The sequence below is a fragment of the Clostridia bacterium genome (assembly GCA_017394805.1).
Classification (GTDB): domain Bacteria; phylum Bacillota; class Clostridia; order Christensenellales; family CAG-1252; genus RUG14300.
In genome coordinates this window covers 47,680-62,846 of record JAFPXC010000026.1, presented here as the reverse complement: position 1 = coordinate 62,846, position 15,167 = coordinate 47,680, and the positions used below count along the sequence as shown (strand labels likewise).

The following is a 15,167-nucleotide window of genomic DNA, read 5'->3' as shown; positions in this document are numbered from 1 at the left end:
AACTCGTAGATGTCTTCTCATAGTTGAGCCTCCTATGTTTCGCGTATATACGCGCGGGTATATTCGCGCATAATACACGGTTTTATTTTATAATAAGGCTCTTATTTTGTCAATATGCGCCCGCGTTTTTTACGCGCGTGTTATTTTGCATTAACAAAATTTAATATGCTTTTTTCACGCCTAATTCCTCGCCTCTGCGGCGGCTGCCGCGCCCGAACGAAAAAAACGCCGCTCCAAGGCGGCGCTTACGAACGGCAAAAGAATTCGCCCTCTACCGAGCGAAACCCATCGCCGCAAGCGGCGAAGACGCTTTTCTGCACAACGGTTATTTGGCCAAATAGTCCACCACGTCCCCGACCGTGTGGATGCTCTTGAGCATATCGTCCTCCACTTCCACGCCGAACGCCTGCTCCACTTCCATAATGAGTTCCACCAAGTCCAAACTGTCCACGTCGAGGTCTTTGACGAACGAGGTGGCTTCGGTCACTTCCACCTTGCAACGCAAGGTCTCTTTGACGATGGCTATCACTTTTTCGGCTATTTCCTGTCTATTCTTCATCTTGCTCTTCTCCCAAAATCTTCAACTCGCCGTCGGGATAATACCCCGCGACGGTAATCATATAGTCGCCCACCCGCTTTTCGGCGAAATAGACGGTGCTCCCTTGGTATTCCAATTTGTCCGCGCTCATATCCATACGCATCACGTCCCCGTCGAGCCCCTTGCCCAACATCTTGCCGAACGCCTCGCGTCTGGTCCACCCGCGGAAGAAACCTTCGCAGTCGCCCTCGCGTATTTTTTCGGCGAAATAGTTGTCGGCGATGCGATAATACGCCGCTTTGTCCACCAATTTCTCGATGTCCACGCCGACGGGTTTATCGGACAAGGCCACCACCATCTTGTCGTCCTTGTGCGACAAGGATAGGTAATGCTCGTCACCCTTGATATACGGTGCGCCCGAGGCGCGCTTTTCCACTCTTACCTTGCGCCCCAAAGCGTGCGAAACGGCGTCCGCCGCCCCGCCCTCTCGGGCCAATACGATCTGCAATTCCAACTCTATTCCTCGCTGTCATCGGCCGCGTCGTCAGCCGTTTTTTCCGTGCATTCCCCGACTTCTTGCGTTTCGGGCGCACACGCCTCTTCTTCGGTGGACGCCGCAAAACTCGGCTCGTCCGTCTCTTCCCGCTTCACTTCCATCAAGGTTTTATCGCCCATCAAATACGCGTCCGCCAAGAAGGATGCGACCAACAGAAGCACGATAGCGGGCACCGAGATATACCAAGCGATCGGCACGACGAAGCGGTGCAGGATGATGAAAGCGATACCCACGAAGGTCACCAGCACGCCCTGCGCCACCATCGTTGCGCCCAATTTGGCGCGACGGATATCCGCGAAGAGCACCTTTTCCTCGTTGTCCACCAAGGCCTCGGCCAACGCGGTCTCGTTGGCCGCCTCGCCTATCTTCGTCTCTTTTTCGGCGGCTTTTTTCTTCTTTTGCTTTTTCTCTTCGGTCAATAACGCCATTCCCAAAAACAGCACTATCAAGCCCAATACGATACCGATTCCCGGTGCTATCATGATTTTTTACCCCCGTTTTTATTATCGTCGAGATACGACGGATCGAACGGATTATTCTCTTCCTTAGGTGCGTCCGCGTCGGTGGGCATGGGCACCGCGTCGACTTTGGCCGCTTTCGGCATCGCCGACTTGATTTCCTCCGCGCCCTCGTCGTCCGCTTTCTTGAGGTGGTGCAGCACTTCGGGATTCACAGGCGTGAAGGTAAAGGTGCTGCCCTCCCAGCGGAAGGCGTGCGACCGCAGTTCGCCCGCTCTGTATTTGGCGACGATGAGTTCGATATAGGTCTCCTCTTCGGGTTGTCCTCTCTCCTTGTGCAAAAACATAACGATATCCGCGTCCTGCTCGATGGCGCCCGAGTCACGCAGGTCGAACAGTTGGGGCTTCTCCCCGCGGATCTCGGCGGCACGCGACAACTGCGACAGCAGTATGATGGGCACGCCCAACTGCTTGGCCAACAGTTTCATGCGGCGCGAGATCTTGCTCACCTCGACCTGTCTGCTCTCCGAGCGGCCGCCCGCGTCCATCAACTGCAAATAGTCCACGATGATGAGGTCCACGCCGTTGTGTTCCAGGCTGAATTGACGGCACTTGCTGTATATTTGCTCGGGGTTGGTCTCGGCCGTTTGGTCGAGGTAGATTTGACTGCCCGCCAGCACGTTCATCGCGCGATGGAAGCGCACGAAATCCTTGTTGTCCAACTCCACGTGGCGCACTTTGGAGTAGTTGACCTTGCCCACGTTACACAGCATACGCTCGGCCAACTGATTGCTACCCATTTCCAAGGAGAAGATGAGTATCTTCTTGTCCGGCTCGCGTTGCGCGATATTGTTGGCGATAGACAAGGCAAAGGCGGTCTTGCCCACGCCGGGACGGGCGGCCAACACGACGAGGTCGCTCTTTTGCAAGCCGTTCATGGCGTTGTCCAGATTGCTGTACCCCGTCAGTAGCCCCGTCACGCGGGTTTCCGAGGCGGATATCTCTTCGTAATTGTGCACGACGTCGTTGACGACCGCGCCCAAATGCACCAGGCTGTCGCCCGAGCGCGTGCGCGATATATCCAACACCATCTTTTGCGCGTTTTCCAAGCACTTGTCCGCGTCGTCGTTATTATAGACGTCCTCGGCGATGGCCTTGCTGGCGTTGAGCAACCCTCTCAACAGCGTAAGTTTCTTGAGTATTTCGAGGTGCTGCCGCACGCCCGCCGCCGTGGCGACGTACGAGGACAGATCCGCGATATAGTCCAATCCGCCCGCCGCTTCCAGGTTCTTGGTGCGCGTCAGCCGTTCGGTCAGATTGACAAAGTCGATCTCGTCGCCCGTCGCGTCCAGCTCCTTCATAGCCTGCAATATGACCTTGTGTCGGGGCGTAAAGAAGTCCGCGTCGTCAAGTTGCGACAATATCTCCACCGCGACCGACTTATCCAGCACGACGGAAGACAGCACGCTGCGCTCGGCGTCCGCGTTGCTGGGATAGGTAGGCAAATTGAAATGCATATCCTTATTGTTCTGTTTCTCTTGAGGCATCGTTCATCTTTCTCCTTTTTACGAAGATAATCGTCAGCGTTACGACGAGGGCGACCAGCCCCGCGCCGATGGCGGTCAACTCCCACGCCCAAGCACGCGGTGCTTTTTGGCACAGGACGACGGTGGTGGCGGGAATATCCGCGACCGTCATATCCCATTCGTACACGGTAGCGCCCGTTTCGCTGTTTTTGTAACTCTTGGTGCATTCCTTCGGGTACACCGATTTGTAGATATGTTCGTAGGTATAGCGGAAGTTCACGTCCCGCAGATTATACCCTTTGTCGGCCAGCCATACCGCAAGGTCGTCGGCCAAGGCCTCGCCTTTTTCACTCTCGAGCGCCTGCGCGGTGGCTTGGTACAACCCGTCCATATCGGTACGCGCCAATTTGGCGTACACCTCGCACAACGGATGCGTCACCATTCCCGCGTAGCCCGAGCAGTAGGCACGCCAGCGGGCGAGCAAGTTGCCCTTCCCTTTGGCCGTATAGTCGCCTATGGCGTAGCGGAAGGCGTAGGACAGCACGGTGGCTTTTGACGCGAGGGACATTTCGCTGACGTATTCAAGGAAGTAGGCGTTCAGATTGACCGACGGCGTGGGATCGTCGTTTGGCTCGTCGCCCGTGTAGCCCATCGCTATCATATAGTCGGTTGCCGACTCAAACTCCTCTTTGAGGGTTATATACCCCTCGCCCTCTTTGACCGTGCAATCCCGTCCCGCCGCGCGGTACGAAGCGCTCACCTCTTCGAGAAAGGTTTTGATATACGCCTTGTCCTCGTCCGTGGTGTCGTCGCCGTATTGCACGCGCAAGGTCAAGGTGCGCGCGCCGTTTACGCCGATCTGCACGGAGTAAGTGACCGTAGCGCAAGCCGTCAGCGCCCAACACGTCACGAGGCACAGCAAAAGGACGAGTATGCCGACCGTTTTCTTCATATTACGCCAGCGACTCCAATTCTTTGAGGGTGTCCGAGAAGAGGCGCATCGCCTTGTCGAACGGCTCGTCTTGGGTGAGGTCTACCCCCGCCAGGCGCAGGATATCCAACGCGTCCATACTGCCGCCCGCCGACAAGAACTTCTTGTAGTTTTCCACCGCGCCCTCTTTGCCCTCGATGATATCCGAGGCGATGGAGCACGCCGAAATCAGTCCGGTGGCGTATTGATACACGTAGAACGAGGTATAGAAATGGGGGATACGCGCCCACTCGTATTGGATCATCGGGGTGACGAACTCTTCGCCGTAGTACTCCACGATGAGGTCGTTGTACGTCTTGCACAACAGGTCCGCCGACAGTCCGCCGCCCTCTTCCACAAAGTTGTGCGCCTTCATCTCGAATTCGGCGAACAAGGTCTGACGGAACACGGTGGACTTGAACATATCCAACAGATAGCTCAACAGGTAGCGCTTTTCTTGGGGCGCGGCCTCTTTGAGCAAACTCTTAATGAGGATCATCTCGTTGACGGTGGACGCTATCTCGGCCACGAAAATGCGGTATTGCGCCGAAGCATACGGCAGGGCGTGGTCGCTGTGATAGGTGTGCATACTATGCCCCAACTCATGCGCGATGGTGAAGGTCTCGGACAAGGTGCCGTTGTAGTTGAGCAAAATATACGGCGGCGAGCCGTACACGCCCCAGCTGAAGCCGCCCGAGCGTTTGCCGGAAGCCTCGTACACGTCTATCCAACGCTCGTTGCGGGCGCGTTTCAACAGCGCGACGTAGTCTTCGCCCAAGGGTGCCAAGCCCTTGATGACCATATCGAAACTCTCTTCGTACTCGTACTTTTTGGTCTCCTCTTCGACGGGCGGCACGTACATATCGTAGGCCTTATGCTCGTCCAAGCCCAACACGCGTTTGCGGTAGGCCATATAAGCGCGCAAAGCGGGGATGGCGCCGTGCACCTTGTCAATCAATTTGAAGTAGACCTCTTGGGGAATGTTGTCGTCGTCCAACGCCCGCTCCAGCACGCTCTTGTAGCCGCGGGTTTTGGCCAAAAACACGTCGCCCAACACGTTGCCCGCGTAGTTGGAGGCCAAGGTATTGATCATCTGCTTGTAGCCGTCCATCATACTGTTGTGGGCGGCCTCGCGCACGTTGCGGTCTTTCGACAGCATCAATTCGCCGTACACGCCGTGGCTCATCTCCACTTCTTTGCCGTCCACCGTGACGGGTTTCCATCTTACGTCGGCGTTGTCGTACTTGCCGAACGTCTCGTGGAACATACCCAACACGGGGCTGACCTCGGCCAATATCTTCTCTTCTTTGTCCGACAGCACTCTGTCCTTTTGACGGGCCAACTCCACGAGTTCGTGGCGATGGGCGCGGAAGGTCGGGTCCTCGGACAAGGCGACGAGTTTGTCGTGGTCGTAGGACGCGATTATCTCGGGCGTTACCCACGCAAACGCGCCGGCCACCTCGGCCTGGCACATACCGATACGCGCGACGAGTTGCTGACTTTCGCCCACGCGGGTGTCCTCGTAGTATTTGAGGAAAGCGTAGACGTACAACTGTTCAAACGCCAGCGAAGCCTCGTCGGACAAGGCGTACAAGGCGGCGAGTTGCGCTTTGTCGCCCAGTTTGCCGCGATACGCCGCGGCCTTGGGCAATAGCGATTTGAGCCGCGCGAATTGCGCTTCCCACGCGGCCACGTCCGCAAAGATGGGCGTCAGGTCCCAAGTATACTTGAGGGGAATGTCTTTTCTATCCGTGTATTTCATACGACCTCCTTAGGGGTTAATTTCAAATTTTTTGATCGCCTTCTTTTATCCAGCCGACTTTGCGTAGCAATTCGCTCACTACGAAGGCCACGACGGCGGGTATGACGAACATACACAGCACGATGCCTAGGACGTAACGCCAAGTGGGCACGCCCCACTTTTGACTCTCGGCGATCACGCCGAACACGCCCACGAGGCCGCTCGTACCCATACCGCCGCCCGCCGCGTTACAGCGCATATCCAGCAATACCGCCACCAAGCCCGCCACGGCCGAAGCGGCTATTTCGGGTATGAGAATGCGCGGATTGCGCATGAGGTTGGGTATTTGCAGCATGCTGGTGCCGATACCTTGGCTCACGAGGCCGCCCCACTTGTTTTCGCGGAAGCTCGCCACGGCAAAGCCGACCATATGCGCGGCGCACCCGGCTACGGCGGCGCCGCCCGCTATACTCATCGCGATTTGGTAGTCTTCCGCCGCGCCGATGGCCGTAGCGGCGATGGCTATCCATATAGCCGCCGACGAGGTGGGCAAGGTGAGCAACAGGCCGAGCACTACGGCCACGAAAATGCCCACGATTATCTTGACGGCCGTGCCCGCCTGAATGGCCAGGGCGATGCCCGTACCCAGCAATTCCACCAATTTGATAAAGGGCCACGCCGCCCATACGGACGCCAAGGACAGCAGTATGACGCCCAACGGCACCAAAACGATGTCCACTTTGGTCTTGCCCGCATACAACCCGACCACTTCTATACCGAATAGCGCCACGATATAGGCGCCGATGGGGTTGCCGCACATACCCATGGCGATAGAGAAGGTCGCGCCCGTCGTCCACAGGTTGACGAGTTGCATACTCCATGCGCCGATCAGGCCCGAGACCGCCGAAGCGAATATCAAGAGGGGTTTACAGCCCAACTTGTGCGCCATACCCACGCCGATACCCGCGCCCATCAACATTTTGGCCAGGTTGCCCAGCGTTTTCAAGAAGTCGCCGAAACTGTTCCGCCCCGCGCCGCACCAGTCGCCGATCTGGCATATAATGGTGCCCGCGATGAGGGTGACGAACAGGCCCTGCGCCATACCCGTAAAGGCGTCGATAAACCACCGTTTGAAGAGGTATTTGACCACTTGTTTGGGCGTTTTCTTGGGCGTAGCGGCAGGTGCCGCCGCGTTTTTCTCGGTCTCGCCTTTTTCGGTCGGCTTTTCACTCTCCGCGCCGCTTTCCGTAGCCGCGTTCTTCTCCGCCGCGCTTTCGACCGCACTTTCGCCGTCCGCCGCGCTTTCGACCGCACTTTCGCCGTCCGCGCCGTTTTCGGTCGCTACGGCGTCGACCGCGACGTCTTCTGCCGCCGCGTTCTCCGTGGGTTGCTCTCGTTCCGTTTTCGGGTTTTCGCCCGTGGGTTGCGTGCTCTGCGCCTCGCTTTCTTGCGTTATCTTGTCTTTTTCTTGCATATTTCTATGTCCTTTGCGCATAGCGCATTACCATCCGACGAAAATCTTTCATTCTATCGTAGGTTCGCGGTCGTAACCCAATCGTTTACGGCCTCGCTTACGCATACCGTTTCGCGCCCAAGGCCTATTCCTTTTGTCATCGGGGTTTCGGGCGCGCCCCATACGCACGACGATGGCCAAAACCGTAAGTACCCAATACCCGATTCCTTCCGCTTGTCGCACGCTGCAGCCCATCCGTAGCCCCGTTTTTCGGGCTTCAGCGTTTGAAACCCAACTTGTTTTTGATACTCGCCTCGTACAAGAGGACGGTGGCCGCCACGCCTACGTTGAGGCTGTCGCACTTGCCCAACATGGGGATGGCCACCAGCGAGGGCGTCTTGGCGTACCACTCGCGGGCGATGCCGTAGCGCTCGCTACCCAGCACGAAGGCCGTGCGGGTGCCGTAGGACAATTCGTAGTACATTTTTTCGGCGCGGCTGTCGGCCAAATAGATGGTGAAACCGCGCTCGTGTAGCCACGCCGCGCAACTGTCCACCGAATCGAATTCGAAGACGGGCACGGTGAGGACGGCCAGCATACTGCTGTGGATGAGTTTGGGGTGGGTAAGGCGCGCCTTTCGGTTGCACAAGAACACGGCGTCCACCCCCGCGCCGTCGGCCACCCGAAGCATCGTACCGATATTGCCGGGGATCTCCACCCCGTCTATGACCAACACGATGCCCTTGGCGTCCACGCGGAAGTTCTCGAGGTCGAACGAGGGCAACTTGGCCAAGGTCAGCACGCCGTCGGGCTTATCCTTCTCCGCGATGCGGTCGAAGGTCTTGGCGCTCACTACGAAGCGGTCTTTGCACCGCTCGGCCAAGGTGCGCACCGCCATTTCGGCCTCGGGCGTGTACACGTATTGGGGGCATACCACCAAGTACACCACCTCGGTACCCTCGTTGATGATATGGGTGTTCATCCATATCCCCTCGGCCACGAAAAGGCGCTCGGGGTTGGGCTTGGTATTGTTGGCCACCCCGCGTATGCGCTTGATAACGCCGTTATCCACGCCTATAGGCGTGAAATTTTTGTCGACGAACGAAGTGAAGTCTTCCATTACTTGACGATGAAGTTGCAGATACGGTTGGGCACGTATATCTCTTTGACGACGGTCTTGCCCTCGATATACGCGGCGATGGGCGACGCCATCACGGCCGCACGCACTTCGTCGAGCGTAGCGTCACGCGCCACCTCGACCGTGCCGCGCATCTTGCCGCACACCTGCACGGGCAAGGTGACGGTCTGGTCGATGAGCTTATTCGGGTCGTATTGGGGCCACTCGGCCTCGGCCAACAAGCCTTCACCGCCCAAAATCTGGTACAATTCTTCGCACAAATGGGGGGCGACGGGGTTGTACAATTTGAGCAAGGTGACGAACTCGCCCTTGGTGATATACTTGTCTAGATAGACCTCGTTGACGAAGCCCATCATCGCGGCGATGGCCGTATTGAAGCCCGCCGAATCGAAGTCGTCGGTGACCTTTTTGATCATCTTATGCACCGAGGACGTGTGCTTGGCGCTATACCTTTCTTCGTCGGTGACGATGGTCTGCAAACGCCATACGCGCTCCACGAAGCGACGGCAGCCGGCGATGCCCGTTTCGCTCCAAGGCGCGGGGCGCTCGTAGTCGCCGATGAACAGGATAAAGGTACGCAAAACGTCCGCGCCGTAGCGCTCAACACAGTCCAACGGATTGATCACGTTGCCTCTGGACTTGCTCATTTTCTCGTGATCTTCGCCCAAAAGCAGACCTTGAGCCGTACGCTTTGCGTACGGCTCGGCGTTCGGTACCACGCCGATGTCGTGAAGGAAAAGATTCCAGAAGCGGCTGTAGATGAGGTGACGGGTGACGTGCTCCATACCGCCGTTGTACCAGTCGACTTGCCCCCAATATTTCAGCTTGTCGGGGTCGGCCAAAACACGGTCGTTATGGGGGTCAATATATCTCAGGAAATACCAACTGCTACCCGCCCATTGGGGCATGGTATCCGTCTCGCGTTTGGCGGGGCCGCCGCACCTCGGACAACGGCAATTTACCCACTCGGGAACCTCGGTAAGAGGGGATTCGCCGCCCTTGCCGTACTTGTATTCTTTGAGTTCGGGCAACTTGAGAGGCAACTCCTCTTCGGGCACGGGGAGCATACCGCACGCGTCGCAATAGACGATGGGGATAGGTTCACCCCAATAGCGTTGACGATTGAACGCCCAATCCTTCATATTGTAGTTGACTTTCTTGTTGCCGATGCCCTTCTCGGCGAGGTAGGCCAGCATTTTTTCTTTGGCTTGGGCCACGGTGAGACCATTCAAAAAATCGCTGTTGACCAACACGCCGTTTTGAATATCGGTGTAGGCGGCTTCGGTCACGTTGCCGCCCGCGATGACCTCGATAATGTCAAGGCCGAACTTCTTGGCGAAATCCCAATCGCGGGTGTCGTGCGCGGGCACGGCCATGATGGCGCCCGTGCCGTAACCCATCATAACGTAGTCGGCCACGAAGATGGGAATGGGCTTGCCCGTGACGGGGTGAACGGCGTACAATCCGTCGATTTTGACGCCCGTTTTGTCCTTGGCAAGCTGCACGCGGGTGAACTCGTTTTTGAGTTTGGCGGCCTCTCGGTAGGCCAAAATTTCGTCCAAATTGGCGATGCGATCGGCATATTTGTCCACAATGGGATGCTCGGGCGCAATGACCATGAAGGTGACGCCGAACAAGGTGTCGCAACGCGTGGTGAACACCTTGAGCGCGTCGTCCACGTTGAGGCCGAAATCTATCTCCGCTCCATAGGAGCGGCCTATCCAATTACGCTGCTCCAATTTGATGCGGGGAAGGAAATCGAGGTCGTCTAAGCCGTCCAGCAATTTGTCGGCGTATTCGCGTATTTTGAGGAACCAAACGTCCTTGACGCGCTGCTCTACCTGCGAATTGCAACGGTCACACACGCCCCCCTGACTCTCCTCGTTGGAAAGCACGACGTTGCACTTGGGACAGAAGTTGACGTAGGTGTGACTGCGGTACGCCAAGCCGCGCTTGTAGAGTTGCAAGAAAATCCATTGCGTCCACTTGTAGTAGGCGGGATCGGTGGTGTCGATAAGCCTGTCCAAATCGAAACTGTAACCCATTTTGGCGAGTTGGGAAAGGAAGGTTTTGATGTTTTTGTCGGTGACGACGCGGGGGTGCTGACCCGTCTGAATGGCATAGTTTTCGGTGGGTAAACCGAAGGCGTCCCAGCCTATGGGAAACAGCACGTTGTAGCCCTGCATACGACGCATACGGGACACGACTTCCAGCGAGGTGTAGGCGCGGACGTGGCCAACGTGAAGCCCTACGCCCGAGGGATAGGGGAACTCGATGAGGGCGTAATATTTGGGTTTGGGCGAAAAATCGACGGCCTTGAAAACGCCCGATTTTTGCCAAATCTCTTGCCATTTTTGCTCTATTTGTTGCGCATTGTAGTCTTCCATATATCTCCTTTTTATACCCCTTGGGGTATAGAATAGTGCACGACGGTATGATTCATTATAGCATATACGAAGTATAAAAGCAAGAAAAACAAGCGTAAAAATGCGACGAGTCGAAAGCGGAAAGGAACAAAGACGATCGCGTATAATTCAACGAGGAATAACGACGGCGAAAAACGGGGAAAAGGCAATGGGAAAGGGCTGTATACAAAGGTAAAATTATCGCTCGAAAATCGCACGGTTGACTATCGTAAGAATATGACGTAGAAAAAGCGAACGGGATAAGAAACGGAACGCCCCGACAGCGGGAGATAGAATCCGCGATGGTGTACGATTAAGCGGACAATATGGCGCAAAAAACGCTCATTTTTTGCACGTTTTTGGGCATTTTTTTGCGATTTTTGAGCGTTTTTGGGCATTTTTGGGGCGTTTTTAAACGGTTTTTTAGGGACTCTATTTGAGATTGTTCGCAATCAACAGAAAGCTGCAAGAGAGAGAAATCCGAGCATTCGCTCGGGAGAAATCCGACGTTCGTCGGGAGAAATCCAAGGCACAGCCTTGGGTGAAATCCACCTTCGGTGGGATGCGGGCGCACAGAGCGCGAGTGACGTACCGCCGATGGCGGGGCGAGTGCCTCGGGATGGTCTATTGCCCGGAGCGCAGCGATGGTGCAACGGTGCTATCGGTGCCTCTACCGAGGGGATCCATCGAGTGCCTCGGGATGGTCTATTGCCCGGAGCGCAGCGATGGCGCAACGGTACACCGAAAAATCAGTCGTCGGAAGGGGGCGGCTCGGACGGGTCGTCGGGAGAGGTCCCCGCGGACTTGGCTTTCTCGCGGGCGATGAAGGCAAGCACGGAATCCATTTCGTCGAGAGGACGCGAGGTGGAACTGTGCCCTTTGGGCGCAACGCTCCCTTGGGGGGAAACGGCTTCGGCGTCGGTGCCACTACCAAGGGGATCCCTTGCGCCATCGCTGCGCTCCGGGCAATAGACCGCCTGCCTCGAGATGACGTTTGCGTCGGGGGAGGAATTGGCGGACTTGGCTTTCTCGCGGGCGATGAAGGCAAGCACGTCGCCCATGGTGCCGACATCGGTATCGGCGGCATTCGCTTGGGACGAATCGGCGGCGCGGCGCTCCTCGGCGATGCGCTCGGCCTCGGCGTGCACGGTCTCTTCGTCGGGCTTGTCCACAACCGCTTTGACCATGCGAATGACTTGCAGCACGATGACGATCAACGAGGGAACGGCCACCATGACCATAATGCCCCATATACTCGTGAGGAAGTCGAAGAAACCGCCGGCGCGGGCGATGGACGAAACGTAAACGGACTGCACGTTGGCAATAGGCACGGGGGGATCGACGGGCGCGCCCGCTTTGGTGCCTTGGGTGAGAATGCAGGTCTTTTGATAGGTTTCGTCAAAATAGGGTCCCTTGACGCACAAGTGCGTCATGGTGTAGCCCTCGTAGGTGCCGTAGGCGGGGATATGCACGACGATATCACCCTCTTTGACGTCCGCGCCGTCTATATTCTTGACCAAAATGTAACTGTTGGTCGGCAGTTGGGGCGTCATGGAATCGGTGAGTATCTTGACGATGCGATAGCCGAACAAAGCGGCGGGCTTGTGATAGATATACTTGGTGGTGATGATGGAAACAACGCACGCGAGAATGGCCGTAAACAACAAAATGAAGAATACGGTCGAAACTTTGCGAAGTATTTTTTTGGCCCTCGTCGGCTCTTTTGACGTGCTATCGGATTGCTGCTTCATTGAAAAATGGGCACTGACGTGCCCAAGAGAGAAGGCTATCTTCTCTTTTTGTCTTTCTTCTTCTTGCGGCCGCCGGCCTCTTCCTCAACATTGCCGACCAAGTTGGTGTTGTTGAGAATGTCGTCGATGGTGGACTCGGTGGCGGACACGGTGTTGCGCGGTTTGTATACGGCGAAGCCCGCAGGCATGGTGGGCGCGGCCTTTTTGCCCTTGGCGGGCGCAGGCTCGACGGTCTTGCCCTTGATGGACAAGGGCGCGGCCTCGGCGGCCTCTTTACGGGCGGCCTCTTTCTTCTCCAACTCTTCCATACCGTCGAAGTCCCAATCGTCGTCCAACTGCGACACGGACGGTTTGACACCCATCACGGCGCTGGGGCGCACCAAGTGCCCCTGCCCTGCCGACTGCGCGGCACCGCCGTAGTTGACGCTGTACTTGGCCGTGGCGTCGATGGGCGCGTCGAAGCCCGAGAAAGCGATATCCACATCGTCGTCATCCTCTTCGGCGGCGGCATCAGCGGGGGCGTAACTCTGCGGCTTGTAGGAAGACAACTCGGAACGGGCGGCCGTGGGATCGGACTCTTCCTCATCGGGCTTATTCTCCTCGTCGATAAGACGACGGGCATACTCGTTTTCGCCCTCGGCGTTGCGCGTGGTGAGCGAGGTGTCCATCTCGGGGATATCCTCGTCCGACTCGAACTCGACCTCGGTGGACAAACGGGGTTTGGCGGGAGCGTCGGTGCCACTATCAAGGGTATCCTTCGACACGCTCGGGGCGTCGGGGTTAGTGCTCGGCTCAGGGGATCCCTCGACAAGCTCGGGATGACCGTTTTGCTTCGCACCCGGGGCGACGTCGGCGACGGGAGTGTCGTCAAAGATATCGAAATCGCACATATCGGCGATCTGCTCCATATCCAAGATGGCCTGTTGTTGCTGGCGCTCCATATCCTGGTAGTGCGCGGTGATAAGCTCGCGCAACGCGACCTCTTGGGTGGCGCGCATTTGACGAATGCGCTGCTGCTCCTTTTTGCGCAACTTGAGCATGGCGTCGGCCTCGACCGGCTCCAAGAACTGCAACTGCTTTTCGCGCTCCAACTGCTCCTTGAGGTTGCGGCGCTCGGCCTCGGTGCGGGCTTTGACACCCTCGTAGATGGCCGTCAACCGACGATTCTCCTCGATGATGCGGCGCTCGGCCTCTTCTTGCTCATATTTAATACGCGCGCGCATAGCCGCCTCTTCCTCGGCGCGAACGCGCTCGGCCAATTCCTCGGCCTCGCGTTTGGCTTTCTCCTTGGCCAACTTGGCCGCTTCGCGGGCCTCTCGGGCGGCGCGTTTTTCGGCCTCGACCTTTTCTTTGGCGGCCTTTTTCTCCGCCTCTTTGGCGGCTTTGAGCGCCGCCACTTTGGCCTTGGTCTCCTCTTCCATCAACTTGCGCATAAGGCGCGCCTGCTCCTCGGAATCGGACTTGGCCTTGTTGATCTTGTACTGCAACAAACAGCGTTGAATGGCCGAATTGATCTTGCGCTCGTCGGCCTTGCTGATCTCGCCGACCTCGGGCAAGTGGGTGAAGAGACGCTTGGTCTCGAACATACTGAGTTTGAGCTCGGGGAAGTCGTCGGGCACGAAGTCGTCGATATTCTTGGTGACGTACTCGTTGGCCTGCACCTTCTCCTGCTTTTTCTCCTCATCCTCGCCGTGGATCTCCTCGTCCGAAGTGCGGGTACGCACGATGCTCTCGGTGAGGAGGTTGTTGAGGTAGATGAGGTTGGCGAACTTCTGCTGGTTGCCGGCGGGCAAGTCGGCGGTCTCGTTGATGGACTTGATCTCGTAACCCGTCTGCTGGTAACTGTCTATAAACTGCCACAAGACGAGCGCCTTTTTGAAGTCGGGGTTTTTGAGAATGACGTTGGTACGCACGATGGGGGGACGTACCAGGGCGCAGCTGACCATCGTCTTGGCAAAGGGGCTGCCCATAAAGCCGGACACGACGTTCTGCAAACGGGCGATACGCTCCACGTCGGTGAGTTGGGTGGGATCGGCCTTGAGCACCTCGTCGAGGGGCATCTCGAGAATGGTCTTCATGGAATACTTGACCTTCTCCTTGCCCACGGCGTAATCGGACTGCACGTTGACGGTGAACATATCGGAGGAAGCGGCCGAACGGCGCACTACCTCGAAACGCGTGTTGATGAACTGCGACAGTTTGAGCAAAAGGGTGTAGATGAAACGGTTCTCATACACCTCGAAGGACTCCTCTTTGGACGTGTTGAGGATCTTGCTGGGGATAACGGAGCCGTCCTCTTTGACGGCGGCGATATAGTTGGTGTGGGTGGCAAGGTGCTTGACGGACTCGGTGGTGATGGAGCGCGCCAAGGAAACGTCCACGATATCTTCCTCTATGACGATGAACTTACGCGGGTTACGCACGATGGTATCGAGGCTGACCACGCAGTCCTCGATGGCTTCCACCCAATCAAGGTCGAATTTCTTTTTTTGGAAACGCTGGTCGATGGTATATTTGTTTTGACCTTTGTTGATACCCTCCATATAGGTATCGTAAAAGTCCTCCTGCTTGAGCAAGGAGTTGATATAGTAGATATAATCGTCCAGCCGCTTTTTGTCAATCATGGAAAAT

11 protein-coding genes are annotated in these 15,167 nt (G+C 56.8%); all 11 read right to left on the bottom strand.

The window, feature by feature from the left end; genetic code table 11:
* Positions 1 to 325: 325 nt before the first annotated feature.
* Positions 326 to 559 carry an acyl carrier protein gene (gene acpP / locus II896_06785; protein ID MBQ4444340.1) on the bottom strand — a complete coding sequence of 78 codons (234 nt, stop codon included), beginning with the start codon at positions 557 to 559 and terminating at the stop codon, positions 326 to 328.
* Positions 549 to 1,052, bottom strand: a complete 504-nt coding sequence (locus II896_06780) for a 4'-phosphopantetheinyl transferase superfamily protein (protein ID MBQ4444339.1) — start codon at positions 1,050 to 1,052, stop codon at positions 549 to 551. The genes acpP and II896_06780 overlap by 11 nt, the downstream gene beginning before the upstream one ends.
* Positions 1,053 to 1,054: 2 nt before the next feature.
* Positions 1,055 to 1,576: a hypothetical protein gene (locus tag II896_06775; GenBank protein MBQ4444338.1), complete on the bottom strand. Its 522-nt coding sequence runs from the start codon at positions 1,574 to 1,576 to the stop codon at positions 1,055 to 1,057.
* Positions 1,573 to 3,099: a replicative DNA helicase gene (gene dnaB / locus II896_06770; protein ID MBQ4444337.1), complete on the bottom strand. Its 1,527-nt coding sequence runs from the start codon at positions 3,097 to 3,099 to the stop codon at positions 1,573 to 1,575. The genes II896_06775 and dnaB overlap by 4 nt, the downstream gene beginning before the upstream one ends.
* Positions 3,074 to 4,030 (bottom strand): hypothetical protein, encoded by a 957-nt coding sequence (locus II896_06765; GenBank protein MBQ4444336.1) that lies wholly within the window; start codon positions 4,028 to 4,030, stop codon positions 3,074 to 3,076. Before II896_06765 ends, dnaB begins: the two co-directional genes overlap by 26 nt.
* Before the next feature lies 1 nt (position 4,031).
* On the bottom strand, positions 4,032 to 5,810 hold the full coding sequence (gene pepF / locus II896_06760; protein ID MBQ4444335.1) for an oligoendopeptidase F: 1,779 nt from the start codon (positions 5,808 to 5,810) through the stop codon (positions 4,032 to 4,034).
* A 22-nt stretch (positions 5,811 to 5,832) separates the two neighbouring features.
* A complete protein-coding gene (locus II896_06755) occupies positions 5,833 to 7,263 on the bottom strand; it encodes a PTS sugar transporter subunit IIC (GenBank protein MBQ4444334.1) in 1,431 nt (476 codons plus the stop codon).
* A gap of 256 nt (positions 7,264 to 7,519) precedes the next feature.
* Positions 7,520 to 8,362 (bottom strand): hypothetical protein, encoded by an 843-nt coding sequence (locus tag II896_06750; GenBank protein ID MBQ4444333.1) that lies wholly within the window; start codon positions 8,360 to 8,362, stop codon positions 7,520 to 7,522.
* Complete coding sequence (locus tag II896_06745) at positions 8,362 to 10,767, bottom strand: leucine--tRNA ligase (GenBank protein MBQ4444332.1); 2,406 nt, start codon at positions 10,765 to 10,767, stop codon at positions 8,362 to 8,364. Before II896_06745 ends, II896_06750 begins: the two co-directional genes overlap by 1 nt.
* A 767-nt stretch (positions 10,768 to 11,534) precedes the next feature.
* On the bottom strand, positions 11,535 to 12,536 hold the full coding sequence (locus II896_06740) for a hypothetical protein (GenBank protein MBQ4444331.1): 1,002 nt from the start codon (positions 12,534 to 12,536) through the stop codon (positions 11,535 to 11,537).
* Between the two features lie 35 nt (positions 12,537 to 12,571).
* The gene (locus II896_06735; GenBank protein ID MBQ4444330.1) at positions 12,572 to 15,160 is read right to left on the bottom strand and encodes a hypothetical protein; all 2,589 of its coding nucleotides are present in this window, start codon (positions 15,158 to 15,160) and stop codon (positions 12,572 to 12,574) included.
* Between the last annotated feature and the right edge of the window lie 7 nt (positions 15,161 to 15,167).

Excerpts from the sequence above, each read along its gene's own strand:
- acpP (MBQ4444340.1), bottom strand. The coding sequence starts at position 559 with ATGAAGAATAGACAGGAAATAGCCGAAAAAGTGATAGCCATCGTCAAA.
- II896_06775 (MBQ4444338.1), bottom strand. The coding sequence starts at position 1,576 with ATGATAGCACCGGGAATCGGTATCGTATTGGGCTTGATAGTGCTGTTT.
- dnaB (MBQ4444337.1), bottom strand. The coding sequence starts at position 3,099 with ATGCCTCAAGAGAAACAGAACAATAAGGATATGCATTTCAATTTGCCT.
- II896_06765 (MBQ4444336.1), bottom strand. The coding sequence starts at position 4,030 with ATGAAGAAAACGGTCGGCATACTCGTCCTTTTGCTGTGCCTCGTGACG.
- pepF (MBQ4444335.1), bottom strand. The coding sequence starts at position 5,810 with ATGAAATACACGGATAGAAAAGACATTCCCCTCAAGTATACTTGGGAC.
- II896_06755 (MBQ4444334.1), bottom strand. The coding sequence starts at position 7,263 with ATGCAAGAAAAAGACAAGATAACGCAAGAAAGCGAGGCGCAGAGCACG.
- II896_06750 (MBQ4444333.1), bottom strand. The coding sequence starts at position 8,362 with ATGGAAGACTTCACTTCGTTCGTCGACAAAAATTTCACGCCTATAGGC.
- II896_06745 (MBQ4444332.1), bottom strand. The coding sequence starts at position 10,767 with ATGGAAGACTACAATGCGCAACAAATAGAGCAAAAATGGCAAGAGATT.
- II896_06740 (MBQ4444331.1), bottom strand. The coding sequence starts at position 12,536 with ATGAAGCAGCAATCCGATAGCACGTCAAAAGAGCCGACGAGGGCCAAA.
- II896_06735 (MBQ4444330.1), bottom strand. The coding sequence starts at position 15,160 with ATGATTGACAAAAAGCGGCTGGACGATTATATCTACTATATCAACTCC.